Origin of the sequence: Streptomyces flaveus (genome assembly GCF_014647675.1) — a bacterium.
GTDB classification, from domain to species: domain Bacteria; phylum Actinomycetota; class Actinomycetes; order Streptomycetales; family Streptomycetaceae; genus Streptomyces; species Streptomyces flaveus.
In genome coordinates this window covers 37,853-62,101 of sequence record NZ_BMPQ01000026.1, presented here as the reverse complement: position 1 = coordinate 62,101, position 24,249 = coordinate 37,853, and the positions used below count along the sequence as shown (strand labels likewise).

At 69.6% G+C, this 24,249-nt stretch carries 25 protein-coding genes and 1 pseudogene; 14 read left to right on the top strand and 12 right to left on the bottom strand.

The window, feature by feature from the left end; genetic code table 11:
- Positions 1-113 precede the first annotated feature (113 nt).
- Positions 114-1,130: a helix-turn-helix domain-containing protein gene (locus IEZ21_RS35405; RefSeq protein ID WP_189325905.1), complete on the top strand. Its 1,017-nt coding sequence runs from the start codon at positions 114-116 to the stop codon at positions 1,128-1,130.
- Positions 1,072-1,209, top strand: coding sequence for a DUF397 domain-containing protein (locus tag IEZ21_RS48955; protein ID WP_373302351.1), 138 nt, complete (start codon positions 1,072-1,074; stop codon positions 1,207-1,209). The genes IEZ21_RS35405 and IEZ21_RS48955 overlap by 59 nt, the downstream gene beginning before the upstream one ends.
- A 47-nt stretch (positions 1,210-1,256) precedes the next feature.
- Here IEZ21_RS48955 and IEZ21_RS35400 read toward each other — a convergent pair whose 3' ends face one another.
- Both IEZ21_RS35400 and IEZ21_RS35395 read right to left on the bottom strand, forming a co-directional pair.
- Positions 1,257-1,538 carry an SHOCT domain-containing protein gene (locus IEZ21_RS35400; protein ID WP_189325904.1) on the bottom strand — a complete coding sequence of 94 codons (282 nt, stop codon included), beginning with the start codon at positions 1,536-1,538 and terminating at the stop codon, positions 1,257-1,259.
- A gap of 30 nt (positions 1,539-1,568) precedes the next feature.
- Positions 1,569-2,036, bottom strand: coding sequence for a DUF6325 family protein (locus tag IEZ21_RS35395; RefSeq protein WP_246568466.1), 468 nt, complete (start codon positions 2,034-2,036; stop codon positions 1,569-1,571).
- A gap of 318 nt (positions 2,037-2,354) precedes the next feature.
- On the opposite strand from IEZ21_RS35395, the gene IEZ21_RS35390 reads away from it, so the two are divergent.
- The 4 genes from IEZ21_RS35390 (at position 2,355) to IEZ21_RS35375 (ending at position 5,036) form a co-directional block, all read left to right on the top strand.
- The gene (locus IEZ21_RS35390; RefSeq protein WP_189325903.1) at positions 2,355-2,669 is read left to right on the top strand and encodes a hypothetical protein; all 315 of its coding nucleotides are present in this window, start codon (positions 2,355-2,357) and stop codon (positions 2,667-2,669) included.
- A gap of 62 nt (positions 2,670-2,731) precedes the next feature.
- The gene (locus IEZ21_RS35385; RefSeq protein WP_189325902.1) at positions 2,732-4,096 is read left to right on the top strand and encodes a hypothetical protein; all 1,365 of its coding nucleotides are present in this window, start codon (positions 2,732-2,734) and stop codon (positions 4,094-4,096) included.
- A gap of 70 nt (positions 4,097-4,166) precedes the next feature.
- Positions 4,167-4,514, top strand: coding sequence for a carboxymuconolactone decarboxylase family protein (locus IEZ21_RS35380; RefSeq protein ID WP_189325901.1), 348 nt, complete (start codon positions 4,167-4,169; stop codon positions 4,512-4,514).
- A gap of 108 nt (positions 4,515-4,622) precedes the next feature.
- A complete protein-coding gene (locus IEZ21_RS35375) occupies positions 4,623-5,036 on the top strand; it encodes an SHOCT domain-containing protein (RefSeq protein ID WP_189325900.1) in 414 nt (137 codons plus the stop codon).
- A gap of 88 nt (positions 5,037-5,124) precedes the next feature.
- Here IEZ21_RS35375 and ccsB read toward each other — a convergent pair whose 3' ends face one another.
- The 7 genes from ccsB to hemL all read right to left on the bottom strand — a co-directional run bounded on the left by ccsB (position 5,125) and on the right by hemL (position 12,945).
- Positions 5,125-6,228, bottom strand: coding sequence for a c-type cytochrome biogenesis protein CcsB (ccsB, locus tag IEZ21_RS35370; RefSeq protein ID WP_189325899.1), 1,104 nt, complete (start codon positions 6,226-6,228; stop codon positions 5,125-5,127).
- Positions 6,225-8,033 (bottom strand): cytochrome c biogenesis protein ResB, encoded by a 1,809-nt coding sequence (resB, locus tag IEZ21_RS35365; RefSeq protein ID WP_189325898.1) that lies wholly within the window; start codon positions 8,031-8,033, stop codon positions 6,225-6,227. The genes ccsB and resB overlap by 4 nt, the downstream gene beginning before the upstream one ends.
- Positions 8,034-8,036: 3 nt before the next feature.
- Positions 8,037-8,801, bottom strand: coding sequence for a cytochrome c biogenesis CcdA family protein (locus IEZ21_RS35360; protein WP_189325897.1), 765 nt, complete (start codon positions 8,799-8,801; stop codon positions 8,037-8,039).
- Positions 8,802-8,807: 6 nt separating this feature from the next.
- Entirely contained in the window at positions 8,808-9,449 is a 642-nt protein-coding gene (locus tag IEZ21_RS35355) for a TlpA family protein disulfide reductase (RefSeq protein WP_189325896.1), read from the bottom strand.
- Positions 9,450-9,515: 66 nt separating this feature from the next.
- The gene (locus IEZ21_RS35350) at positions 9,516-10,799 is read right to left on the bottom strand and encodes a polysaccharide deacetylase family protein (RefSeq protein WP_189325895.1); all 1,284 of its coding nucleotides are present in this window, start codon (positions 10,797-10,799) and stop codon (positions 9,516-9,518) included.
- A 158-nt stretch (positions 10,800-10,957) separates the two neighbouring features.
- A complete protein-coding gene (locus IEZ21_RS35345; protein ID WP_189325894.1) occupies positions 10,958-11,632 on the bottom strand; it encodes a histidine phosphatase family protein in 675 nt (224 codons plus the stop codon).
- On the bottom strand, positions 11,629-12,945 hold the full coding sequence (hemL, locus tag IEZ21_RS35340) for a glutamate-1-semialdehyde 2,1-aminomutase (protein ID WP_189325893.1): 1,317 nt from the start codon (positions 12,943-12,945) through the stop codon (positions 11,629-11,631). Before hemL ends, IEZ21_RS35345 begins: the two co-directional genes overlap by 4 nt.
- 147 nt (positions 12,946-13,092) lie before the next feature.
- Between hemL and IEZ21_RS35335 the strand changes: the two genes are divergently transcribed.
- Complete coding sequence (locus IEZ21_RS35335; RefSeq protein ID WP_078491685.1) at positions 13,093-13,752, top strand: hypothetical protein; 660 nt, start codon at positions 13,093-13,095, stop codon at positions 13,750-13,752.
- A 210-nt stretch (positions 13,753-13,962) separates the two neighbouring features.
- Here IEZ21_RS35335 and IEZ21_RS35330 read toward each other — a convergent pair whose 3' ends face one another.
- The gene (locus IEZ21_RS35330) at positions 13,963-14,259 is read right to left on the bottom strand and encodes a hypothetical protein (RefSeq protein ID WP_189325892.1); all 297 of its coding nucleotides are present in this window, start codon (positions 14,257-14,259) and stop codon (positions 13,963-13,965) included.
- On the opposite strand from IEZ21_RS35330, the gene IEZ21_RS35325 reads away from it, so the two are divergent.
- The 5 genes from IEZ21_RS35325 (at position 14,258) to IEZ21_RS35305 (ending at position 20,841) form a co-directional block, all read left to right on the top strand.
- Positions 14,258-14,947, top strand: a complete 690-nt coding sequence (locus IEZ21_RS35325) for a hypothetical protein (RefSeq protein ID WP_189325891.1) — start codon at positions 14,258-14,260, stop codon at positions 14,945-14,947. The two genes, IEZ21_RS35330 and IEZ21_RS35325, sit on opposite strands and share 2 nt — an antisense overlap.
- Positions 14,948-15,447: 500 nt before the next feature.
- Positions 15,448-18,138: a winged helix-turn-helix domain-containing protein gene (locus IEZ21_RS35320; RefSeq protein WP_246568464.1), complete on the top strand. Its 2,691-nt coding sequence runs from the start codon at positions 15,448-15,450 to the stop codon at positions 18,136-18,138.
- 193 nt (positions 18,139-18,331) lie between these two features.
- Positions 18,332-19,960 carry an MFS transporter gene (locus IEZ21_RS35315; protein ID WP_189325967.1) on the top strand — a complete coding sequence of 543 codons (1,629 nt, stop codon included), beginning with the start codon at positions 18,332-18,334 and terminating at the stop codon, positions 19,958-19,960.
- 18 nt (positions 19,961-19,978) lie between these two features.
- A complete protein-coding gene (locus tag IEZ21_RS35310) occupies positions 19,979-20,506 on the top strand; it encodes a hypothetical protein (protein WP_189325889.1) in 528 nt (175 codons plus the stop codon).
- Between the two features lie 137 nt (positions 20,507-20,643).
- The gene (locus tag IEZ21_RS35305) at positions 20,644-20,841 is read left to right on the top strand and encodes a DUF8691 family protein (protein WP_030039028.1); all 198 of its coding nucleotides are present in this window, start codon (positions 20,644-20,646) and stop codon (positions 20,839-20,841) included.
- 55 nt (positions 20,842-20,896) lie between these two features.
- Here the strand turns inward: IEZ21_RS35305 and IEZ21_RS35300 are convergent.
- Both IEZ21_RS35300 and IEZ21_RS35295 read right to left on the bottom strand, forming a co-directional pair.
- Positions 20,897-21,181, bottom strand: a pseudogene (locus tag IEZ21_RS35300) (DUF2252 family protein); the annotation flags it as partial.
- Between the two features lie 72 nt (positions 21,182-21,253).
- Positions 21,254-21,895: a potassium channel family protein gene (locus IEZ21_RS35295; protein WP_189325888.1), complete on the bottom strand. Its 642-nt coding sequence runs from the start codon at positions 21,893-21,895 to the stop codon at positions 21,254-21,256.
- Positions 21,896-22,117: 222 nt separating this feature from the next.
- On the opposite strand from IEZ21_RS35295, the gene IEZ21_RS35290 reads away from it, so the two are divergent.
- A complete protein-coding gene (locus tag IEZ21_RS35290; protein WP_189325887.1) occupies positions 22,118-22,777 on the top strand; it encodes an HdeD family acid-resistance protein in 660 nt (219 codons plus the stop codon).
- A 122-nt stretch (positions 22,778-22,899) separates the two neighbouring features.
- Positions 22,900-24,249: a hypothetical protein gene (locus IEZ21_RS35285; protein WP_189325886.1), complete on the top strand. Its 1,350-nt coding sequence runs from the start codon at positions 22,900-22,902 to the stop codon at positions 24,247-24,249.

Sequence of the window (24,249 nt, the reverse complement as noted above, 5' to 3'; positions counted from 1 at the left end):
CACCTGCCAGGGGCGCATGACTCGTTACTCTGGGTGAATCCAGCGTTGCGCAGCGGAGCGTGGCGTTTCAACGCCGGACGCGTGCCACTGGGCCACTGTCACGGAGGGATGTTGTGAGCCGACGTAATGCTGAGGGGGGTTCGGCCGCCACCACCGGGGCCGTTTTCGGGGAGCTGCTCAAGCACTTCCGCGAGGCGGCAGGGCTGACGCAGGAGGGGCTGGCCAAGGAGATCCCGTGCGATCGCTCGCATGTGGCGCGGGTGGAGGCGGGGACGAGGGTCCCGCAGGACACGTTCGCGAAGAAGTGCGACGAAGTGCTGGGTACGGGTGGGGTGTTGTTGCGGTTGTGGGGGCGGATTGACTGGTATCCGCAGGTGGAGCATCCGGATTGGTTTCGGCGGAGGGCCGAGATGGATGCGGTGGCGGTTGCCCTGCGGGAGTATCAAGAGCGGGTCATTCCCGGCCTGTTGCAGACGGAGGACTATGTCCGGGCCCTGTTCTCCCGCGTCGCGAGCGGCGACGAGCTGGAGGAGCGCGTTCGGGCCCGACTGAGCCGACAGCAACGTTTCCTGGCCGAGGACGGTCCGCTGTACGTCGTGGTCCTGGACGAGAGCTGTCTACGCAACGTGGTGGAGAGCCCGGCCGTCATGCGGGACCAGTGCGCGCACCTGCTCAACGTCGGGCGACGCCCCAACATCCGTATCCAGGTGGCCCCCGCCGCTCTCCTCGGGCTCGTCCGCCCCAGCGGCTCCATGTCGTTGATCAAGCTGCCCGACGGACATGAGTGGGTCTACTCGGAGTCGCTGGATCGTGGCCATTTCAACGATGATCCAGCCATCTACGCAGGCCACAGCCAGACCTATGATGTGCTGAGGGCGGACTCTCCGTCGGCCCGCGAATCCGTCGCATTGATCAGCGACGTGATGGAGGGGTATGAGCAGCATGAACAGGCACCAGCTCAGCACCGCAACGTGGATCAAGAGCAGCTACAGCGACTCCAACGGCGGCAACTGCCTGGAAATGGCGACCTGGATCAAGAGCAGCTACAGCGGGGCAAACGCCGGCGACTGCATCGAAGTAGCCCCCGATTTCCCCGCCATCGTCCCCGTCCGCGACAGCAAAACCCCTGACGGACCGATCCTGTTGATCAACCGCTCAGCCTGGTCGTCCTTCGTCTCGGCCGTACGGGAACCCGAGCTCAACGCCTGACCACGGCGCCTCGCCCGCCTTGTCTGCAGGCCGTCCACAGCTGGTGGTCACCCGCTGAGGATCTGACGCTTCTGGTCCTCGAACTCCGCTTCCGTCAGCACGCCCTGCGCTTTCAGATCTCCCAGATCCTTCAGCAGGGCGATCTTGTCTTCCGTTGACGCGGACGACGATACGGACGGCGATGCGGGCGGAGGCTGCACGGGTGCGGCCTGTTGTACGTCCTGCTGGGCCCACCGGCCCGCCTGGCGCCGGGACACGCGGTTCGACACCGCCGTCGCCGTGCCGGCGACGGCAGCGGTGCGGGCAACACCGCGAAGGAGACCTGGCATGGTCGGCACCTCCTGTGCTCTGCGTGCTGTTCAGGGCCGGGTGCCGGACGCCGCGGCCTCCACCGAATCGAGTGCCGCGATGAGGTCCGGTCCCGGGATCCTTCCGGCGGCGACCAGGCGAGCGCCGCTGCGCCGCAGGGCACCGGCGAGGGGTGCGGCCCAGAGGTTCTCGTACATCACGATGGCGGCCGTACTGCCGGGGCCGATCACCGCTCCGGCCTCTTCGACGTCGTCCTGACCGAGCAGGCCCGAGGAGGCGCCTTCGAACACCGTGAGGTCCGGGTTCTCGTCCTGGACGAGATTCGCCAGTTCGACTGCTGCGACGGAACCGTCGGGGTCCTTGCGGACGAAGACGAGGTCGAGGATGCGGATCAGGCCCCGGTCGACCAGGTCGACGAGGTACGGAAGGGCTTTGCCGGTGGGGCGGCTGCCCGGGTACTCGACCACCAGGTAATCGATGGGGCCCACGTCGTCGAATGCGTCGCTTTCGTTGCTCACGGCAACTCCTCACGCGGAGTAGCAACTCCCTCATCCAGTGGACCACTCGACCGGGGGATCCGCATGTCGGTCGGCTCCGTCGGCTGCCCCACATGCCACCCGAGAAGCTGGGGGCTTCCCGCCGAGTGGCCATGGGGGGCGAACTGTGGTCGGCGTGAAGGGTGGGAGAGGTGGAGAGGAGGGCGACATCGCCGTCATGCTCGGCCCGCCGCTCGGCAATGCGACGCCCGCACACCCTCGGTATGGTTAACAGGATGACAAAACGTGCCAAAACGCATCGCCGAGGCTTCGTGGTCGGCGATGGAACGGATGGCAACCATGACCGCATCAACTGTCACCCCACAGGATGCCCGTCCCGTTCAGCCCGGTGCCTCGGGCACGGACGCGAAGTCGGCAGGCGCGGCCGCTGAACGCGCTGTCACACACCACACCGTGACTCTCGACGTGTTCGGCGCGCGTCTTGAACTGCCCCCTCCCGAGCAGCTCGCCTTTCTCGCCGGCGTTGGCGTACTGGCCGCTCTGGAGATCCTCGAATGGCCGGTGGCGCTGGTCCTGGCGGTCGGACACCAGCTCACCCACAGCCATCACGGCCGAGTGCTGCGCGAGTTCGGTCAGGCCCTGGAAGAAGCCTGAGGCCGCCTTCCCACCTACGTACGTGGCTCTACAAACCGAAGCTGCAAGCCAAGGGGCGACTCATGGATTCCTCTGATGGTTCGTCATCGGCTTCCGAAGGACCTGACCGTCCGGCCGCCGGCCCTCCCTTGAACGCCACGGAACGGGACGAGTACGAACGGCTGCGCAAGGCGGCGTCCGTTCGCCACCGGCATCTGCGCTACACGGCCACCTCCCTGCTACTGCTGCTGGCCTTCCTCCTGGCGCCGCTGGCCGTGGTCGCGGCCTGGGTCGACTCCGAGGTCTCCGACACCGACCGGTACGTCCAGACCGTCGCCCCGATCGCCACCGAGCCCTCCGTCCAGAACACGGTGACCGACCGGCTCACCAAGCGCGTGGTCGACAACGTCGACGTCGCCGCCTTCACCGCAGCCCTCGCCCAGAGGTTGCAGCAGGACGGGGCGCCACCTCGGGTGGTCGAGGGCGCCAAAGCACTGACCGGCCCGCTGAAGAGCGCGCTCAACTCGGCCGTCCACGACATCGTGCACAAGGTGGTGACCAGCGACCAGTTCGCCGAAGTGTGGGACGACGCCAACCGACGGGCCCACGCCGCCGTGGTGAAGGTCCTCACCGGCGAGGGCAGCAGCGCTGTCCAGGCCGGCGACGGCACCATCGACCTGAACCTCGGCACCGTCATCGACGACGTCAAGCAAAGGCTGGTGGACGCGGGCTTCGCTCCGGCCTCGAAGATCCCCGACGTCGACAAGACGATCACCCTGCTGCACACCGACAAGCTGAACGAGGCCCAGGACGGCATGCGTCTGCTGAACGTGATCGGTATCTGGCTCCCCGTCGTGGTCCTGGTCCTGGCGGCGCTCGCCATCTGGAGCGCCCCCGCGCATCGCGCCGCCCTGCTGGCCACGGCCATCGGCGTCGGGGTCATGATGATCGTGCTGCTCGTCGGCCTTGCCGTGCTGCGCCAGGTCTATCTGGACTCCGTCCCCACCACCGCTCTGCCGCAGGACACCGCGGCCGACATCTACGACACCTTCATCCGTTTCCTGAGGAACAGCACGGTTACGGTCCTGGTCATCGCCGTGATCACCGCGCTGGCCGCCTATCTGTACGGTCCCGGACACGGTGCCCGGTGGATCAGATCAGGGGCGGCAGGCGGAACCGGGGCCACCGGCCGGGCCATGGCGCGCCACGGTCTGCGTACCGGCGCGGCCGGCCGCTGGCTGGACGCGCACGCCGGCTGGACCACCGGCATCGTCATCGCCGGCGGCGTACTCGCCCTGGTGCTGTGGAACTACCCCACCCCCGGGGCCGTGGCGCTTGTCCTCGGCATCGTCGTCCTCGTGCTGGCTCTTCTCGGAATCCTCGCCGCGGCCTCCGGCACAGCAGAACGCCCGACCGTCGGCGATCAGCCAGTCATCCGCCCCGGCTGATGCCGTCCGGCGCACGCCGAGGCTCTCCCGAAGACGTACGTCACACCAACCGCCAGGAAAGGAGCCTGAGATGGCTGAGAAGGAGACAGGGGCGAGCGGCGTCGCCGCCCTCGCCGAAGCGAACGCGCCCGTGTTCGAGACACTCGTCCAGATGACGCTCGACACGTTCGAGCGGTCCGGGCTGGATGAGGAGACGTATCTGCTGGCACGCATCGCGGCTCTGGTGGCCATGGATGCCTCTGCCCCCTCGTACCTCCTCAACATCGGCACTGCCGCGGAAGTCGGCGTGCCGCTGGAGAAGATCCAGGGAACGCTCGTGGCGATCGCCCCCGTGGTGGGCAGCGCCCGCATCGTGTCCGCCGCCCGCGCCATCGGCGACGCCTTCGGGCTGGAACTTCCCGGCGAAGAGGAGCAGTAACGACCGGCGCGGCCTGGGTCGCGGGCCCCGCCCCCTCCGGAAGGGGCCTGCGGCTTCCGCCCCGGCGCGCGCCGCGACCTCAACGCAACGACAGCAACAGGAGAAGCGATGGGCAGTGTGAATCTGGCCTACGACTACCCGCTCCTGGGCGCCTTCTGGACAGTCATGTGGATCTTCCTCTGGGTCATGTGGATCTTCCTGCTCTTCCGTGTCGTCGTCGACATCTTCCGTGACGACTCCATGGGTGGATGGGCCAAGACGGGATGGCTGGTCTTCACGATCGTCCTTCCGTTCCTGGGCGTCTTCGTCTACCTCATTGCCCGGGGCAAGGACATGGGCGCGCGTGAACAGGCGCACGTCAGGGCCCAGTTGGAGGAGACGAACCGGTACGTCCGCGAGACCGTCGGCGCCACCGGCCCAGCCAGCGAGGCGGATCAACTCGCCAAGCTCTCGGAGATCCGGGCCCGGGGCGACATCTCCGACGAGGAGTTCCGCCGGGCCAAGGAGAAGGTCCTCCACTGACCCGGCGTGTCCCACCTGTCCGTACGACGAAGGCCGGCTCCCGCGACGTACGTCACATGGAACCGGCCTCGTGGGTGATGCGCTGCGCTCAGCCGACGTCGGCGTACGAGTGCTTGCCGCTCACGAAGATGTTCACGCCGTAGTAGTTGAACAGCCAGCAGGCGAAGGCGGCGAGGGCGATGTACGCGGCCTTGCGGCCCTTCCAGCCGGCCGTGGCGCGGGCGTGGAGGTAGCAGGCGTACGCGACCCAGGTGATGAAGGACCAGGTCTCCTTGGGGTCCCAGCCCCAGTAGCGGCCCCAGGCGTCGCCCGCCCAGATGGCGCCCGCGATGATCGTGAAGGTCCACAGGGGGAAGACGGCGGCGTTGACGCGGTAGGAGAACTTGTCGAGGGAGGCGGAGGACGGGAGCCGCTCCAGGACGGAGGTGGCGAAACGGCCGGGCGTGCCACCGCCGGCCAGCTTGTTCTCGTACGAGTCCTTGAAGAGGTACAGGATCGTGCCGACCGCGCCCACGTAGAAGACGGCGCCGCAGAAGATCGCCGTCGATACGTGGATGTAGAGCCAGTACGAGTGGAGCGCGGGAACCAATTGGTCACTGGCGGTGTACAAGACAGTGACGGCGAGACCGAGATCGAGGAGGACCGAGGTGACCAGGGGGAGGCCGAGCCAGCGGATGTTCTTCTTCAGCGCGAGGAGTGAGAGGTACACGCCTACGGCGACGGTGGAGAAGGTGATGTTGAACTCGTACATGTTGCCCCACGGCGCCCGCTGCACCGACAGGGCCCGTGCGAGCACTCCGCCGAACTCGATGAGGAAGGCGAGCACGGTGAGGGACACGGCGATACGTCCGTAGAGGTCGCCCTGTTCGTCCCCGCCGTGCGCGCCGGGTCCGTCCGGCACGTCCCGCGCACCGGCGGCGGCTCGTGTGACGACCTTGGGCCGCTCCAGTACGGCGGTGCCGCCGGCTTTCTTCACGGTGACCTCGGGCGCACCGGCCTTCTTGGTGTCCTTCTTCGCGCCCTTCGCGTCGCCGGTGAGCGCGGCTGCCGTGCGGCTGACCTTGCTGCGGCTGCCGAAGGTCCACTCGGCGATGTAGGCGAAGAAGGCCAGCGTGTAGACGGCCATCGCGGAGTAGATCAGCGTGTTGCTGAGGTTCGCGAGGTTTTCGTTGGTCGCGGCGGCGAGAGTCACTGCTCAGCCCCTTCGGCAGGTACGGCTTGGGGGTCGGGGGTGGGGTCGGCTTCGGCTTCGGAAACCTTGGCGTCCGGCTCGGGCTCGGCTTCGGAAGCCTTGGCGTCGGTCTCCGGCTCGGCGTCCGGATCCGGTGCGCCAGGAGCCGTCTCGTACAGGATGGCCGCCAAGTCCCCCAGTTCCTCGGGGACTTTCGCGGATTCGCTGCGGCCGAGGCCGGCCATTTCGACGACCGTGACGCCGTCGGGGCCTGCGGTGGCGCGGACCCAGACCCGGCGGCGTTGGATGAACAGGGAGCCGGCGAGGCCGAAGATGGCGGCCAGGGCTCCGGCCAGGGCCCAGCCGCTGCCGGGCTGTTGGGTGACCTGGAAGCCGGCCCACTCCTTGATGTCCTTCTCGAAGGTGATCGAGCCGGCGCCGTTCGGGAGCTTCATGGTCTCGCCTGGGAGGAGGCGTTGCTTGAACAGTTCGCCCTTGGAGTCCTTGAACTCCTTCATGTTCTTCGTGTCGAGCTGGTACACGCTCTGCGGGAGGCCCGAGTTGACGCCCAGGTCGCCGTGGTAGGCGGAGAGCGCCAGTACCGGGAAGTCCGGTGCCGGGAACTGGGACAGCATCTGGCCCTGGCCCGCACCGGCGAACGTCGGCACGAAGAAGGCGTTGAAGCCGAGCTGTTCCTTCTCGCCCTTGGCGTTCGTGTAGCCGTCGAGGACCTTGATCGCACCGGAGGAGGTGACGTTGGCGTCGAGCGGCAGCATCGGCACGGCCTGGCTGAAGACGACGTCGCCCTTGCCGTTGCGGACGGTGACGACAGGGGCGTAACCGTGGCTGACGAGGTAGACGTTCGAGCCGTCGATCTTCAGCGGCTCGTTGACCTCGATCGTCCGCTTCTTCTCCGCACCGTCGGCACCCTCGCTGTAGGTGACGGCGGCCTCGTAGATGCGCGGTGTGCCCCTGTTGGGCCCTGTCCTCGCGTACGTGCCCTTGAAGTCCTTCAGGGTGAAGCTGAACGGATTCAGGTCGTCGGAGCTGAAGAGGTTCCCGGACTTGAAGTCGTCGTACTGCGTGAGGGTGTTGGCGAAACCGTCGCCCTCGATGATCAGCTTGTTGCCCTCGGACTTGAAGAGCTGGCCCCAGGCGAAGGCGATCAGCATCACAATCAGCGCGATGTGGAAGGCGAGGTTGCCGACCTCGCGGAGGTAGCCCTTCTCGGCGGCGACGGCGTCCCCGGCGAGATGCGCGCGGAAGCGCCGCTTCTTCAGCAGCGTGAGCGCGGCCTCGCGGACCTGCTCGGGCTCGGCCTCGGTACGCCATGTCGTGTACGCGGGCAGCCGGGTCAGGCGGCGGGGTGCGCCGGGCGGCCGGCCGCGCAGCTGGCCGACGAACTGCCAGGTGCGGGGCACGATGCAGCCGATGAGCGAGACGAACAGCAGGATGTAGATCGCCGAGAACCACACGGAGCTGTAGACGTGGAACAGCCCGAGCTTCTCGTAGATCGGCGTGAGCGTCGGGTGGTCCTGCGCGAACTGCTCGACCTTCATCTCGTCGGTCCCGCTCTGCGGGATCAGCGAGCCGGGGATCGCCCCGAGCGACAGCAGGAACAGCAGGATCAGCGCGACCCGCATGGAGGTGAGCTGCCGCCAGAACCAGCGGGCCCAGCCGATGACGCCCAGCGAGGGCAGGTTGGGCGCGTCCTCGCGGGGGGCGGTGGAGAGCTGGGAGCCGGCGGCGCCGAGCTCGTTGTCGTCCCGTACGGCCGAGTCGTCGTCCCGCGCCGCGGAGCGCTTGCCGGTCTCAGTGGTGCTCATGGATCAGATCCCTACGATGAAGCCGTTGGACCAGACCTGCATCTCCTGCAAGATGCGGTCCCACGCGCCGGTCAGCAGGAGCACCCCGGTCACGATCATCATGGTGCCGCCGATGCGCATCACCCAGACATAGTGGCGCTTGACCCAGCCGAAGGCGCCGAGTGCCTTGCGGAAGGCGACCGCGGCGAGCACGAAGGGCACGCCGAGGCCGAGGCAGTACGCGACGGTCAGGAGGGCCCCACGGCCCGCGCTCGCCTGGCTGGAGGAGAGCGCCAGTACGGAGGCGAGGGTCGGGCCGATGCACGGCGTCCAGCCGATCCCGAAGAGCGCGCCGAGGACGGGGGCACCCACCAGCCCCGTCACGGGCCGCCGGTGGAAACGGAACTCACGCTGGGTGAGCCAGGGCATCAGGCCCATGAAGAAGATGCCCATGAGGATCATGAGCCCGCCGAGCACCTTGGAAAGCGTGCTCTGGTGCTCCAGCAGGGTCGAGCCGAAGTAGCCGAACAGCGCCCCGCTGGAGACGAACACGGCGGTGAAGCCGAGCACGAAGAGGGAGGCACCCACGACCATCCGCCCGCGCCGGGCCTCGGCCAGGTCGGTGCCGGTGACTCCGGTGACGTACGAGAGGTAGCCGGGCACGAGCGGCAGGACGCACGGCGAGAAGAAGGACACGAGCCCGCCGAGCACGGCGACCGGCAGGGCGAGCAGCAGGGCCCCGTTGAGGACTGTCTGGTTGTTGTCGGTGACTGCGGCAAGAAGGGACACGAGCCGTCACTTCTCCGCGAGGATCGGCTTGAGCATCTTGCGGAGCTTGTCCTCGCTGAGCGCCTGCAGCGAGCGGGACGCGATCCTGCCCTCCCGGTCGATGACGATCGTGGAGGGGATCGCCTGCGGGTTGAGCGTGCCCTTCTCGAAGCGGAGCATCAGCTTGCCCGTCGGGTCGTACAGGCTGGGATAGGTGACCCCGTACTCCTTCTCGAAGGCCACCGCGGGTTTGGTGCTGGTGTCGCGGGTGTTGATGCCGACGAACTGTACGCCCTGGTCCTTGAGGTCCTCGGAGACCTTGACGAAGTTCTTCGCCTCCAGGCGGCAGGGCCCGCACCAGGAGCCCCAGACGTTCAGGACGACGATGTCGCCCTTGTAGTCGGCGACATCGAGCTGCTTGCCGTCGATGGTCTTGCCGGACAGGTCGGGTGCCGATGCCCGCTCGGCTTTCTCGACCGTGGCGATGCCGTCGGTGCCGGTGACGAACCCGGTGCCGCCGCCTCCCCCCTTGGTACCCCCGGATCCGCACGCGGACAGCAGCAGTGCCGCGACGGCGGCCCCGCAGGTGAACAGGGCGGCGCGACTACGCGTACGAATGGACGAGCGGGTGCGTTTCGAGCGCTGGGGGTCGTGGCTTGCGGCACTCATGTGAAAAGTTTCGCATGTCCGTTCCGGGGATCTTGCGCACCCCCCTCACGGGTGGAAACCCGCATTTCAGGCGGCCTTTTCGGGCTCCTTCGAGGAGCTCGCGGCCGTGTCCCCGAGGTATTCGTTCCAGCCACCCACCGGCTGCTGCCCGACGTCCAGCGCCTGGAGCTTCTCCAGCACTTCCGGCTTCTGTACGTCCAGCCAGTCCACGAACTGCCGGAACGACACGAGTCGTACGTCCTTCTTGCCGGCCATGTGCTTCAGGGCTCCCTCGACGGCGTCCATGTAGATGCCGCCGTTCCAGTCCTCGAAGTGGTTGCCGATGAAGAAAGGTGCGCGATTCGTCTCGTATGCCCGCTTGAATCCGGTGATGTACGCCTCGGTGGCCTGCTTGCGCCAGCCCGGGTAGTTGGCGGGCGGGGCCTGGGTGGAGTTGAGGGACTGGTTGGCGAGGATGTTGTAGTCCATCGAGAGGACCTCGAAGGTGTGGCCGGGGAACGGGATCGCCTGGAGTGGCAGATCCCACACCCCCTGACTCTTTCCGGGCCATTGCTGACGGCCGCCGGGCGAGGAGGCGTCATAGCGCCAGCCGAGTTCGCGGGCCGTGGGCAGCAGGTTCTCCTGGCCGAGCAGGCAGGGCGTACGGCCGCCGATGAGTTCCTTGTCGTAGTCGAAGGGCAGCGCGGGCAGATCGGTCCAGCCCGTGTTCGTACGCCATTCCTTGACGAAGGACTTCGCCTGGTCGATCTCGCTGCGCCATTGCTTGGGCGTCCAGTTGGCGACGGTGCCGGTACCGCCGCAGAAGTGGCCGTTGAAGTGCGTGCCGATCTCATGGCCGTCGAGCCAGGCCTGTCGTACGTACTTGAGCGTCGACTTGACGTGGTCGTCGGTCAGATAACCGATGTCGGAGGCGCCCGGCGCATTGTTCGGCGGAAGGTACTTGCGCTTTTTCGACTCGGGCAGGAGATACAGCCCGGAGAGAAAGAACGTCATGTGTGCGTCGTGCTCTTCGGAGAGTTTCAGGAACCGCTCGAAGAGTCCGTTGCCGACGTCTCCCGCGCCGTCCCAGGAGAACACCACGAACTGCGGCGGGGTCTGGCCGGGTTCGAGGGGTTCGGGCTTCGCGGGCTGGTTGGGCTGCCTGCCGGTGTAGGCGGTGGAGCCGTCGCCTATGGGGCGTTCGGTGTTTCCCTTGCCCTTGCCGTTGCCCTTGTCGCTGCCGGGGTCTTTTTCGGAACCTTCGTCACCGCTGAAACCATTTCCCAATTCGGTACCGCAGCCCGCGAGTCCCACAGCCGCCGCAGCACCGGCCCCGAGTCCCAGCATTCCCCTTCGAGTGATGTGGCGCATTCCCGCCCCGTTCGTCGCGCTGTTCCGTTCCGGATGACACCGGATTAGAGGGCGCGACGAACATGGGGGTTCCTGGAGAGAGCGTCACATTTCCCGTGCGGGACGGGGATGAACTTGTTACAGGCGAAATGGAACGAGAGGGCGTGATTGGCCGTCGCCTACGCTCCGAAAGCCTTGCCTTTGCCTTTGACCGGCTTCGCCCCCGCCAGCAGATGCGCAGGTACGAGATCCCGGGCGGGCTCGGTGTAGCCGACGGAGACGATCTTGTCGCCCTGGTACGTGAACGTCGTCAGCGAGGCGAGTGTGCACTGCCGCTTGCGCGGGTCGTGCCACAGCCGCCGCCGCTCCACGTAGGAGCGCACGATCCAGATCGGCAACTGGTGCGAGACGCACACCGCTTCATGCCCGCGTGCCGCGTCCTTGGCGGCGTCCAGCGCCCCCATCATCCGTATGACCTGCTCCAGATACGGCTCGCCCCAGGACGGCCTGAAGGGGTTGAGGAGGTGCTTCCAGTTCTCGGGCCGGCGCAGCGCACCGTCACCGACCCCGAAGGCCTTGCCCTGGAAGACGTTGCCGGCCTCGATGAGCCGGCGGTCGGTCGTGAGGTCGAGGCCGTGGCTCTCGGCGATCGGGGCGGCCGTTTCCCGCGCCCGCTCCAGCGGGGAGGCGACGACGTGCGTGATGTCCCTGGGGGCGAGGTGCTCGGCGACCCGCTCGGCCATCCGCAGCCCCAACTCGGACAGGTGGTAGCCGGGCAGGCGCCCGTACAGGACCCCGTCCGGGTTGGCGACCTCGCCGTGCCGCACCACGTGTACGACGGTGATGTCACTCATGCTGCCGTGGCCTCCGCTGCTGCCCGTGCCGCCGCCGGAAGGGCGTCGGCGATCCGCTGGACCGCCCGCTCGTCGTGCGCCGTCGAGACGAACCAGGACTCGAAGGACGACGGGGGCAGATAGACGCCCTGCGCGAGCATCGAGTGGAAGAAGGCGGTGAAGCGGTACGACTCCTGTGCCTTCGCGTCCTCGTAGTTCTTGACGGGGCGGTCGGTGAAGAACACGGAGAACATACTGGAGGCGTTCTGCACGCGGTGCGCCACACCCTCCTTGGTGAGCGCGTCCGACACCAGCGTACGGAGCTGCTCGGACACCGCGTCGACCTTGTCGTACGCGGCGTCGTCGAGGAGTCGCAGCTGGGCGAGCCCGGCGGCGGTGGCGACCGGGTTCCCGGAGAGGGTGCCGGCCTGGTAGACGGGCCCGGCGGGCGCGAGGTGCGCCATGACATCCGGCCGACCACCGAAAGCGGCGGCCGGGAAGCCGCCGCCCATGACCTTGCCGAAGGTCATGAGATCGGGACGTACGCCGTCGATTCCGAACCATCCGGCCTTGCTGGTCCGGAACCCGGTCATGACCTCGTCGGAGATGTACAGCGCGCCGTTGTCCGCACAGGCGTCCTTGAGCCCCTGGTTGAAGCCGGGCTCCGGCGGCACTACGCCCATGTTCCCGGGCGCGGCCTCGGTGATCACGCAGGCGATCTGGCCGGGGTGGGCGCGGAAGGCCTCGCGGACGGCGTCGAGATCGTTGTACGGGAGGACGACGGTGTCCGCGGCCTGGGCGCCGGTGACGCCGGGGGTGTCGGGCAGCGCGAACGTGGCGAGTCCGCTTCCCGCGGCGGCGAGCAGGGCGTCCACATGCCCGTGATAGCAGCCGGCGAACTTGATCACCTTGGCGCGCCCCGTGTAGCCGCGGGCGAGACGGATGGCGGACATGGTCGCCTCGGTGCCGCTGGAGACGAGCCGGACCTGGGCGACGGGCTCGACGCGGGCGACGATCTCCTCGGCGAGCGCGACCTCGCCCTCACCGGGCGTACCGAAGGACGTACCGCGGGCGACGGCGGCCTGGACCGCCGCGATCACCTCCGGGTGGGAGTGGCCGAGGATCATCGGCCCCCAGGAGCAGACGAGGTCCACGTACTCCCTTCCGTCGGCGTCGGTCAGGTACGGACCGGTGCCGGACACCATGAACCGGGGCGTACCGCCCACGGCGCGGAACGCTCGCACGGGAGAGTTCACGCCGCCGGGTGTGACGGCCGCCGCACGGTTGAAAAGAGCATGAGAAACTGGGGCGTCGTATTCGTACGGATAGTTCACACAGCCATGTTGTCAGAGGCCTCGAAGATCCTGCGGACACGTGTTTCAACGCACGTTTCGGCGGGCGGTCGCGGGGGAGGTCACTGACATGATGATCGGGTTGCGTGGCGGAGATGGCGCACCTTAGATAAGCAGTCGGGTGGAGATATGCATCGCGGTGGCGGACTGGGCGAGGGGACCGATGACCTCGGTCCTCGGCGTGCCCAACGGGGAAGGCACCGGCGCGAGGCGGAAGCGGCGGCCGAGACACGCGAAACCCGCGAGGTACGGCAGACGGAGAGTGAGCCCGAGCCGGGCGAGCGGATCGACGGCCTCAACGGAATCCGTCGGATCGACGCCCCACGGGCAGAGAGCAGGAATGGTGGCCGGGTGGGGGTGACCTACAAATACTTCGGGGCCCCGGACGGTGCGACCGCCGCGCGAGTCCCCATCTCCATGCGCCCGGAAGAACTCGGCGGCGACGAGCTCGGCATGAACGGCATGTTCACGAAGATCAAGCCGGAGACGATGGCCGCGATGGTCCTCACCGGCATAGAGGGCGTCCCGCTGAACAAGGTCCCGCCGCTCGAACTCGTAGTCCTGCATCCGGACTACGCCGTAGTCAAGCTCCCCATGACGGTCGTAGACCCCCTACGCGGAATCGGCGAGGAGGCGGTCGGCGCGGCGGCCTTCATCTGGTCGACGGTGCCGGACCGGGGTGGGCCTCGGGACGCGTTCAACGTGTACCAGCTGCTGCACGAGTGGCAGGACTTCAGCCACAGGCTGCACGAGGCCGGGCACCAGCCGTACTGCTTGGTGTGGCCCTGACCTGGGGTTTCTTTCAGATCGGGCGGGGTTTTCGAACCCCGCCTCTTTCATGCCTTGCCTCGACCGGCGGGAACTCCTTCATGTGGGCCTTGAGGGCGGCGGCCGGCTGAGCAGGCAGGGGCACTGACCGGATCTTGTTGCCCTTGGCTCACCGTCGAAGTGGGGGACCGGCGTCCCGGGGTGGGCTCCGCGTCAACTGCTGGAGGACGGTCAAAGGCGCCGGTGGCGGCGCCAGTACCAGAGCGCGCCGACCGCGGCGGACGCTGTGGCCAGGGTGATGCCGAGGACCGGCCAGCGGCTGTCGGCGATGCGCAGACCGGTCAGGAAGGTCACGGCGGTCAGGACGAGCGGCACGAGGAGGGAGAGGAACGCGCGGAGTGCGGCCGCCAGGACTTCCGGTTCGGGGCGGGAGGTCCGGTGGCGCGGGGCGGGTGCGGTGTCGGCGAAGTAGTAGGCGAGAACGCGGTCTGCCAGGCGGGCGTCGGCGCGCTGGTAGGTCACCGCCATGTACGGGAGCCAGACGAGGGGGGGCGACCAGTCCGACCAGGAAGACCACGCCGAGGAGCAGCCACCGCCAGGCCTGGACGGCGACCCGGCGTACGCGCCGGCCCGCGGCCTGACTCTCGTCGCCTGGCGTGAGCACGCCGAGGAGGTGGGCCATGCGCAGGGTGACGTCCCACAGGGCCACCCATCGCTTCCAGCGGGCGGGTGCGCCGGCGGCGCGTCCGGTGCGGGCGAGCGCGTCCTGCGCCTGCCGGGTGTCCTCGTACACGCCCTGGAGGACGAGGAGTTCGCCGGCGCGGGCGCTCGCCGTGGGGTCGCGGCCGTCGAGGGCGGCCAGCTCCAGGACCGTACGTGCCTGGCGGAGCAGCGCCGCGCAGAACGCGACGGGAATGAGCACGAGGAACGGGCCGCCCACGAGGGATCCCTCCGATACGACGGTCCGTCGGCCGCGAGCGACCACCCGGGCCCGGAGCTCCGCCTCGGTGGCGTTGGGGTGGTTCCGCCGAAGCGAGGCGATTGCTTCGGGCACGGCCGGACCGATGCGGCGGACGGCGAAGTCGGCGAGGAGTTCGGGGAGGTGTCCGGGATCGGTGACGACCGACGCCAGCAGCGAGCGTTCAGGGGAGGGCTCCTTGCGGGAACCCGCAGTGTTCAGCTTCTCCCGGTGCGACACAAATCGCATCTATCATAAATAGCACTAATAGGAATGAATAATCTCTTCTCTCCACTTTCATCCCGCCCTCTCAAGCTCTCGGCTCGGATCGAGCCGGGGGATTCCAGCGCCGTGGGACTCCCCCAACCCCCCGTGTCGCGCTTCGTACTCGTCTTCATATGACCGACGGGTCGAGAGCGTCGACCAGGTGCACCACCTCGCTCACGGTCGTCATCTGCGCGTCCGGGACGGCGCATTTGAGCGACGAACCGCATGTGGAACGCCTCCTTGGCGGCGGCCCTGATCCGTTCCGGGGACGGGAAGGACACCGTGAGCAGCGGCCCCTCGGAGGGGCCGTCCTCCGCGACGGTCACCAGGGCGCGGGCGTAGGTGTGGAGCCAGCCGGGCAAGGGCGGGCGATGCCCTGGTGAACGGGGCATCGGCCCCTGTGCGCCGCGCGCAGGGGCAGGTGGACTGGGATGCTGGGTGAAGAGGCGCAGCCCATGACCTGACCTTGACGGACAGTGGTGGTGAGCCCTGTGGCAGAAACCGACGAGAACGCTCCAGGACTGACCGGTCCCACCGTTCCGTGCACCGGTCCCCTGGGGGACCCGTTTCTGCGCACCCGGATCGTGCTGCCGACGAGACCCGCCACGTACCTGCGGCGGCAGCGGCTCGTCGACCACCTCGACCAAGCTCTCCGGACACCGTTGACCCTGCTCAACGGTGCCGCCGGCGCGGGCAAGACCCTGCTGGCCGCCGACTGGGCAGCCGGCCTGCGGCAGCCCGTCGCCTGGCTCACCGTCGAAGTGGGGGACCGGCGTCCCGGGGTGTTCTGGGCGTACGTCATTCAGTCCCTGCGCGCCTGCGGTGCGCCCGCATCCGATGCGGTCGAAGCCCCCGCGGATGCGACCGGGGTGGACCAAAGGCTGCTGGCGGCGCTCGCCGCCGAGCTGAACGATCGCGACCGGCCCGTGGTCCTCGTGCTCGACGAGTACGACCGCGTGACCGCTCCGGAGGTCGCGGAGCAGCTGGAGTTCGTCCTGCACCACGCCGGGCGGGGGCTGCGCCTGGTCCTCGTCACCCGCACCGAACCGCTGCTTCCGTTGCACCGTTACCGGGCGGCCGACGAGCTGACGGAGATCCGCGCCGCCGAGCTGGCGTTCACCCCCGAGGAGGCCGCCGCACTGCTTGAGCTGCACGGTCTGAGCCTTCCGGTCCCTGCCGCGCGCGCCCTGGTGGACCGCACCCGGGGCTGGGCCGCCGGCTTGCGCCTGTCCGCCCTGGCCGCTCTGGAGAGCGCCGACCCGGAGCTCTACCTGAAGGAGTTCGAGGCGGATCGCAGTACGGTCGCGGACTTCCTGCTGGCCGAGGTCCTCAAAGGACAGCCGGAAGAGACACAGGACCTCCTGCTGCGCGTCAGCGTCCTGGAGCGTTTCTGTCCCGGTCTGGCCAACGCGCTGACCCTCCGGACCGATGCCGGGCCCATTCTCGCCGGGCTGCACCGCGGCAACGCGTTCGTCGAGTACCTCGGGCACTCGTGGTACCAGCTCCACCCGCTGTTCGGGGAGATACTCCGGGCCCATCTGCGCGAGCGCCTGCCCGGCCTGGAGCCGGAACTCCACCGGCGGGCCGCGCGGTGGCTGCGTCGTTCCGGATTCCTGCCGGAGACACTCGCTCACGGCGCCGCCGCGGGCGACTGGGATTTCGCCGCCGGCGCCCTCGTCGACGACCTGGCGATCGGACAGCTCTTCACCGGCCTGCGCTCGGGTGACCTGACCGACTTGTTCTCCCGCATGGGGCCCGAGGCCAGGAGTCCGGCGACAGACCTCGTACGCGCGGCCCGCGACCTGTCCCGATACAACCTCGACCGCGGACTGACCCGCCTGCGCCACGCCGAGGAGCATCTGGCCGACGACGCGTCCGAAGCGGCGCCCGAGCCGGCGGCCGTCCAGCTGAGCTGTGCGCTGCTCGAGGCACTGGCCGCCCGGCTGACCGGATGTCCCTCACAGGCCGAAAGAGCCGCCGAAGCGGCCGATGAACTGCGGCAGGAAGTCCCGGCACACCTCCTGGACAAGCATCCCGAACTCACCGCCCTCCTGCTGACCCATCTGGGCTCGGCCCGACTGTGGGCCGGGCGCTTCGAGGACGCGCGTGCTGCCCTGACCACGGCAGCCGGCGCTCCCGGCGGGGCCTCCACCGTGCTGCCCCGGGAGGACTCGATGGAGCACCTGGCCCTGCTCGACTATCTGAACGGCTGGCCCGGCCGGGCGGAGCGCAAGGCCCTGGCGGCGGTGTCCGAGGCGGAACGGGTCGGCCTTCCCCAGCCGTCCGGCTCCGGCATCGGGCAGCTGGTCCTGGCCGCCGTGGCCGTCGACCGCCATGAGCTGAGCCGGGCCCAAGCCCTCATCGACGAGGCGGCCCGGCCCTCATCGGGAACGCGTGATCCGGTGACGGCGGCGGGACGAGCCCTCGCCACAGCTCGCCTCCTGCTGGTCAGGGGCAAGGCACGAGCCGCCGTCCAGGCGGCGGACCCGGCCGTCTCCGCGGTCGTGGCCTCACCCTGGGCGGCAGGCCATGAAGCGCTCGTCACCTCCGCCGCTCACCTGGCCGAAGGACGGCCGGACGAAGCGGCCGAGGTGCTCCAGGGCGTGTCCGGCGACCAGCCGGCGTGTGCCGTTGAGGCCGCGGCGATCCAGGTCGCCGCAGGCCGTACCGGGGCGGCCATCGACCTGCTGGACAGCATCCGCACCGGGGGCCGGACCGGGCCGGCGGTGACCGTGAGAGCAGCGCTGGTGAGGGCTCAGGCCGCGGAGGGGTCGGGAGACACCGCCACCGCCCGTAGGCTCGTGGCGCAGGCGCTCCTCGACGCTCGGCGGGAGCGGCTGCGACGTCCGTTCCTCGATGCGGGAGCGTGGATCCGGCCCCTCCTGGCCATGCCTCCGCTCCACGAGCTGGCAGCGGGCTGGCTCACGCCCGGCCTGCCGCGACACGGTGAGCAACCCCGGCCGGAGTCGCTGCCCCCGCCGCTCGTCGCGGTGGAGCTGAGCGGACGCGAGCGCGACGTCCTGGAGCGGCTGGCCCGGATGATGTCGACGGAGGAGGTCGCCGCCGACCTCTACGTGTCGGTGAACACGGTGAAGACCCACCTCAAGAGCGTCTACCGGAAGCTGGCGGTGAACCGGCGAGGCGACGCGGTGCGCCGCGCGCGCGACCTCCGGCTGCTGTGAACACGGGCGGTGAGAGGGTCCGGCGCCCGCCCTCCCCGCCGGCCGGACATCACAGGCGTGCTGCCCTTCCCCCGTGGCGGGTGAGGCACGAGGCACGTACTTCGGATGCGATGGGCAGGAGCGGCGGGGCATGTGCAGGCCACTGCCCGGCCGACTCCGCCGGCGTACCGGCCGACTCGGCGAGGTGGACAGCGTGAAGCACTGGCGGGCTCTGATCGTCCTCGGTACGGCCCAGTTCCTCATGGTCCTGGACACCTCGGTCATGAACGTGTCCATCAGTCAGCTGGTCGAGGACTTCGACACGGAGGTCACCGCCATCCAGGCCGTCATCACTCTGTACGCGCTGGTCATGGCGGCGTTCATGATCATCGGCGGCAGGTGCGGCGACATCCTGGGGCGTCGCCGCATGTTCCTGCTCGGGCTGGTCGTCTACGGCGTGGGGTCGGCCCTGACCGCCGCGGCACCCACGCTGTGGGTCCTCACACTGGGCTGGTCCGTCATCGAGGGACTGGGAGCCGCCATGGTGCTGCCGGCCATGGCCGCCCTCGTCGCGGAGTCGTATCGCGGGAAGGACCGGGCCGTCGCCTACGCGGTCATCGGCGGGCTCGCCGGCGCCGGGATCGCGGTCGGCCCGCTGCTGGGCGGCTGGGTGACGACGTACCTGACCTGGCGGCTGGTCTTCGCCGGCGAGGTCGTGGTCGTCGTGGCCGTCCTGCTGTGCCGCCGGGTGATCGCGGAGTCCCCCCGGACCGGCCCGCGCCCCCGGCTGGACGGGGTCGGTGCGGCGCTCTCCGCGGCCGGACTGGGGCTGGGCGTGCTCGGGGTGCTGCAGAGCAGCACCTGGGGATGGGTGCAGCCCCGCAACCCTCCCTTCACCGTCCTCGGCTTCGCCCCGACGCTGTTCGTCGTCGGGGCCGGGGCGGCCGTCCTGGCCCTCTTCCGGCACTGGGAGCGGCGGCGGGAGCACCAGGGCGCCGACCCCCTCGTGCACCTGTCCCTGCTGGGCAGACCCGTGCTGCGGTCCGGCCTGATGACGCTGCTGAGCCAGAACCTCATCCTGCTGGGGCTGTTCTTCACCATCCCGCTGTATTTGCAGGTGGTTCAGGGGTTCGACGCCTTCGAGACGGGGCTGCGCCTGCTGCCCGTGTCCGCCACCATGCTGGTGACCTCTCTTTCCGCGTCCTCGCTGGGACGGGTGTGGGGGCCGCGCAGGGTGGTCCGGCTGGCCCTGGCGACCCTGGCGGCGGCCATCGTGTGGCTGCTGGCCACCATCGACCCGGTCATCGACGACACGCAGTTCGCCGGAGCCATGGCCCTGCTGGGCGTGGGCGTCGGCCTGCTCGCCTCGCAACTGGGCAACGTCGTCCAGTCCGGCGTCGGCGAGGAGGAACGCAGTGAGGCCGGAGGACTCCAGTTCACGGCACAGAATCTGGGCTCCGCGCTGGGCACCGCACTCATCGGGTCGATCCTCATCGGTGCGCTCGCCCACGCCTTCACCACGCAGGTGGCGGACAATTCGCAGCTGTCCGAAGAGACCCGTGAGGAGGTCGGTGTCGCCCTCCAGGCGGGGATCACCTTCGTCGCCACCGATCAGGTGCGCTCGGCGGCCGAGCGTGCCGGGTTGCCACCGTCCGAGGTCGACGCCGTCGCGGACTCCTACGCCTCCGCGCAGCTGGACGGCCTGAAGGCGGCGATCCTGGCCACCGGCGGCATCGCTCTCGCCAGTTTCCTGGTCACACCGCACCTGCCGACCGCCCGGGACAGCCGTCCGCGGCAGCCGGACGCCGACGCTCCGGCCGGAGCGACCGGATCGACGCGCTGAGTCCGGAGGGAGTCACCGGTGTCCAGGACCAGGATCGGCCCGGCCACGGCCCGCGGGGAGCGCCGAGCCGAGCGCCGAGCCCGCGCGGACTACACGGGCGGAGTCTACGGATCCATGCTCGCGGCCTCTGTGGTGATCGGCGCCGGCTCCCTGGGCTCGTTCCCCCGCACCGAGCTGGTGCTGCTGCTGTTGCTCACCGGCGTGGTGTTCTGGATCGCGCACGTGCATGCCCAGTTGTTCGGGGCGCGCCTGGCGCAACAGGCTTTGGACCGCCGGGTCGTGCTGCAGGTGTGCCGTGACGAGTGGCCGATCGTCAAGGCTGCCGTCCCGCCGGCCGCCGCGGTGGCCGTCAGCCCGCTCCTGGGCCTCGACGTGCGAGGTGCCCTCTGGCTGGCGCTCTCCGTCGCCGTGGCCGGCCAGGTGGGCTGGTCCGTGGCCGCGGCACGCCGCGCCGGTGCTTCGCGGCGGCTTGTGGCCGCCACCGCGTCGGTCAACCTGTTGCTCGGCCTGCTGATCATCTCCTTCAAGATCGTTCTGAAGCATTGAGAACGCGTTGGTCCGTGGGGTCCGTCGCCAGGCCACGGGTCACCTGTACCGGGTGAGGCCCGAAGGAGCACGGAAGCGCACGGTCGTAGGGATGAGTGCCGCCCGCCTGTCCCAGGCAGTCCATGGGAGGACAGCTCGTGCGCTACGAGATCCGAGTCGAGGGACACCTGTCGGAAACGCTGGCCAAAGCCTTTCCGGAGCTGGGCCACGTGGTGATGTCCGGCCAGACCGTCCTGTTCGGCCCTGTCGTGGACGAAGCGCACCTGTACGGGCTGCTGGCACGTTGCCAGTCACTGGGACTGCGTGTCGTGGAGATGCGGCAGTTGCCGGAGTGACAGGACCGGGCGGTGTGCGGTGCCGGGCGGCCTCGCGTGGTGACGGGCCGGAGCGTCAGCGCCGCTCCGCACTGCTCCGGCCGGAGCAGCATGCGGCTTCCAGCGCCTCGTAGTCCCGCTCGTTCTGGTCGGCGTAGAACTGGGCGAACTCGGTGAGCGCGCGGTCGAAGCGGTCGCTGCCGCCCAGGTAGGCGGCGAGGGCGATGGGATCACCCGAGCGGGCGTGGGCCCGTGCCAGGGACGCCCCGCACAGCCGGCCGAAGAGGGAGAGCAGGTCCGGCCCCATGGTCTCCGGCCGTGCGATGCCCTTCCAGTGCCACAGCTGGCGCACGTAGGAATCCCCGCCCTCGCATTCCTGCCGTAGCCGCTCGCTCGGCCGGTGACAGGGACGCGGTGAAAGCGCTGGGTACGGTCATGGTCCGGCCTCCCGGTCCGGCGCCCCGGCGTCGGTACCGGAACGCGGCTCCGCCGACGGCCCTTGGCGTTGTCGGCGCAACCCCGCCTGGACCGCGCTCGCCAGCACCCGTGCGGCGACGCCCACGAGCAGCAGCCCTCCAGCCATCTGCAGCATCGTCAGCACGCGCCCGGTCTGGGAGCGTGCCGTGATGTCCCCGTAGCCGACGGTGCTGAACGTGGTCAGAGTGAAGTACAAGGCGTCCGTCCTGGTCATCGGCTCGCTGAAGGAGCCCGGGGCGGAGCGGTCCAGCAGGTAGTAGGCGCCGGCGAAGAGGACCAGGAACAGCACCAGCGTGGCGGCCAGGGCCTCGACGGCCTTCAGGCGCGGGTGGGATGAGCGCGCGATGGCCCGCACCTCCCACCCGAACACCAGCAGCACCGCCACCAGGCCGCACACGAGCAGCACCGACGCACCAGCCGTACCGCGCTCGTCCAGGGGCAGCAGGTAGTAGGCGGTGACGAGACCGACGGCGATGAGCACGGTGCGGGCGACCGCGACGACCGCCGCCCACCGGCGAGGGCGGAGCGGAAGGCGCCGCCGGTGCGCGTCCGGCCCGGACCGGGCGCGGTCCGTCCGGGCAGTGCTCGGATCGCTCATCTCGTGTCTCTTCGTTCCGTCCGGCCGGAAAGCCGATGGGCCGGGCGCCGGGAGATTCCCACCTCACCGCCACGGCGGCGTCGCCGGATCACCCGTGGTGGGTGACCCCGGCACCCGGTGACAGGCGTGAGCCTGGAGCGGTCAGGTCCTCGCACACCGCCCCATCACACTCCGCCCCGCCGGCGGTCCGGAGGCGACCACTCGATCACGCGAGGAGGAGCCATGGCCATGCCGTACGGTCCGGCACCGCGCACCGGACAGGAACACGAACCCGACGGGGCGGCCCCCGGTCCGGTGGACGACCCCGCGCAGGCACTGGCGCGGCTCGGCCGTTCATGGACCTGGCTCCTGGCCTCGGCCGTCGCGACGCTGGTGCTGGGCGTCCTGGTACTGGTCTGGCCGGAGGCGACTCTGCACGTCCTGGCGGTCCTCATCGGCCTGTACCTGCTGGTGACAGGGGCGTTCCGGTTCGTGGCCGTCTTCTCGAGGGAGGGGCACGAACGGCTCGCGGGGCTGCTCCTGTCCGTGCTGTACGTCCTGGCCGGGGTGCTGTGCCTGCGGAACCCGCTGCAGACGATCGCCGCGCTCTCGCTGATCACCGGGGTCGTCTGGCTCGTGTCCGGCATCCTCACCCTCTACACGGCCATCGCCACCAAGGACCTGCCGCACCGCGGGGTCGTCCTGGGCGCCGCGGTGCTCGGCATCGTCGCGGGGATCGTGGTGCTCGCGCTGCCGGCCGAGTCTGCCCGCGCCCTGACCCGGCTGCTCGGTCTGTGGCTCGTCCTGCTCGGCCTGGGCGAGGCGGTGGTCGCCCTCGCGTGGCGGGCCGCGCTCCGAAAGACGCACCCCACGGAGCCGCGGGCCCCCGCCGAGACGGACTGACACCGCACCCGCCGCTCCGGCGCGCGCGACAAACGCACCGGGCCCGTGCGGTCGCCCCGCCACGGTCGTCCCGACCGGCGGCCTTCGCGGCCGGGGCGGCGCACACACGGAAAGGAGCACCCATGAACCCGGCCGCGACCCCGGCTCCGCCGGACTCCGGCGGAGCCTCACACCAGAAACACGTCATGACCGCCGAGGAGCGAGCGGAATACGAGCGACTGCGCCGTCACGCCACGGTGCGCCACCGGCGGGTACGCCAGGCCGGCTCCTCGGTCCTCCTCCTGCTGGCCCTGCTGCTCGCGCCCCTGGCCGTCGTCGCGGCCTGGGTCCAGGACACGGTCTCCGACACCGACAGGTACGTGGAGACCGTCGCGCCGCTGGCGTCCGAGCCGCCCGTGCAGGAGGTCGTGATCAACCGGCTCACGGACCGCGTGGTGGCCAACGTGGACGTCAAAGCGGTGACGGACTCGCTCACCAGGGTCCTCCAGGACTCCGGGGCACCACCCCGCGTCGTGGAGGGGGCCGAGTCCCTGGAGGGTCCGCTGCGCAACGCGGTCAGGACGGTCGTGGACCGCACCGTAACCCGTGTGATCACCAGCGACGCCTTCCAGCAGGTGTGGGAGGGTGCCAACCGGCGGTCGCACGCCGCGGTGGTGAACATGCTCACCGGAGAGCGCGAGGGTGCCGTGCGCGCCGAGGGCGACACCGTCCAACTGGACGTGGGAGAGGTCGTCAACGAAGTACGGGAGCGGCTCGTCGACGCGGGCTTCGACAAGGCCGCCGCCATCCCGGACACCGACCGGACCATCACGCTGTTCCACACCGAGGAACTGGGCAAGGCGCAGGACATGATGCGGCTGCTGGACATCCTCGGCACCTGGCTGCCCGTCCTGACCGTCGTACTCGCCGCGCTCGCCGTGTGGACCGCTCCGGCACACCGGGTGATGCTGATGATCACCGCGACGGGTGTCGGCGTGATGATGGTGGTGCTGCTCGTCGCGCTGGCCGTGGTCCGACGGGTCTATCTGGACTCGGTCCCGCCCACGACGCTGCCCACCGACGCGGCCGCGGCGATCTACGACACGTTCGTCCGGTTCCTGCGCGACAGCACACGCACCCTGCTGGTCGTCGCGGTGGTCACGGCTCTGGTGGCGTACCTGTACGGTCCCGGACGTCCGGCCCGCGCCGTCCGCACGGCGACGAACAGGGGCACGACGGCCGCCGGCCGGGGGCTGCACCGCGCCGGAGTGCGCACCGGGTCCACCGGACGCTGGCTGACGGACCACCGGGCATGGACCACCGGTGGCGTCATCGCGGCCGGAGCGCTGGCGCTGGTGCTCTGGAACCACCCCACGGTCGGAGCGGTGGCGCTAGTTCTGGGCATCGCCCTGGCCGTCCTGATCGTGGTGGCGGTCCTCGCGGCCGCCGCGGGCCCGACCGCCGGGCATGAGGACCGGGCGGCGGCCCCGTGA